Annotated in this window: 2 protein-coding genes; both read right to left on the reverse strand. The window is 41.3% G+C overall.

Translation table 11 applies throughout. The features are described from left to right. Positions 1-882, reverse strand: an 882-nt coding sequence (locus IH598_11810; GenBank protein ID MBE0639197.1) for a hypothetical protein, incomplete at its 3' end; no start/stop codon positions are given. 199 nt (positions 883-1,081) lie between these two features. Beyond that, on the reverse strand, positions 1,082-1,503 hold a 422-nt coding region (locus tag IH598_11815; GenBank protein ID MBE0639198.1), incomplete at its 5' end, for a hypothetical protein.

A 1,503-nucleotide genomic window follows, 5' to 3' on the forward strand; every position in this document is an offset into this window, starting at 1 on the left:
GAGAATATACCGGCCCTGACCATTTTCGATGAATAATACTTCTGCTGCCGGATTGGGATAAATTTTCAACACACTGTACTCAGGATTTTCAACACTGGCTGATTCTTCGATAAGGTAATCCACGCCCCATGCTTCAAACTCCCCTTCAATCAGATCACCCCAGATGTTTTGAATCATATACCGGTGTGTCGAACTATACCAGGCATAATCAATCGACTCATAGCCATCAGCCATGAAAAGCTGACCATTAAAGTAAGTGAAAGTTGAATCAACAGTAACTGTTTTAATTCTGAGGACGTTGTTGTAAGTCCCTGTTGGATTTGTCAAGGTACCATAAGCATCTGCCGTGGCAGTAGCCCATGTCTTGGTCAGGTTGACAAACCCTTCGAAACTCATTTCTAACTCCCCGTAAGTGTCATACGTATCACCATATGCGAATGGATAAACCATCACTTCCGGCGCCGGATCATAGGTGTTGTAGATTGGGGGTTCACCAGTAGCGATAAATCCATAGGACTTCAGGGTGAGGTTTTGCTGAGTGGAACTCATAAATGCATAACCCGCTCCATCCTCATCAATAAACTCAGTAGCAATGTTAACAGACGTACCGGCAATGCTGTCGGCAAAGGGAGTCTGTGCAGGATCGATAAAGGAATTTGTAGTCTCCTCTGTTCCGATGAATTCAGCGAAATTCCAGGTGACATTTGCGCCGGCCGGACCCGGATCAATTTCAATTGGATTCAGATCGCCGAAAAGACCCTTTATTACATCAGTCTGACCGATTTGGGGTGAGTGATTGTTGTAGGTAATCACTGTTTGACTTTGACTTGCTGTTGCAAGCAGGACGATTGCAATTGTTGTAAGTACACGTAAAACTCTCATAGCTTTAAAATTTTGATGGTTAATTGGTGCAAAAGTACACTAAATAATAAGCAAGGCCAAAGCAATCATAGAAAAAACTTAAAAATTCATTATCTTTAAAATTGCCTTCAGGTCATCTTTAAGGGATTAATCTCCAATCATTACCAGACATCTTGAAGCATAGATCATTAAAAAGTTCCCGGGGCAATTACTTTATTTTCTACCTTAGAATGATCCTTCCCAGTTCTTTTGACACCAGACTGATTTTTTTTTTGATCTTTTGCTGGTTAACCATCAGTACCATAAGGTTCTCCTCGTCAGTTTCGATGTGCATCAATTTCTGGGTTTTTTCAAATTTGGTTTCCAGCACCCGCAGTTTGAGGGATAAGATGGCCTGGGTAACGGCAAATTTGAGCTTATCCTCTTCGGTTTTTACTTTCACTTTTACTTTTTCCCAATTAGCCAGCTCATGTTTCTGGGATAAAAGATCGGTGGCCAGACCTGAAATGCTTCTGTCCTCATGATGGAGGTAAAACATTTCACCTGGTGAGTTACCGTTTTCAACTTCATTTTTTGCGATTGCAAAAACTTGGCGATAAAGCTCATTTTCCAGGATAATTTCATCGCTTTCAAGGTCTTTTA

The sequence above is a fragment of the Bacteroidales bacterium genome (genome assembly GCA_014860585.1).
In the GTDB taxonomy this organism is placed as follows: Bacteria; Bacteroidota; Bacteroidia; order Bacteroidales; family 4484-276; genus RZYY01.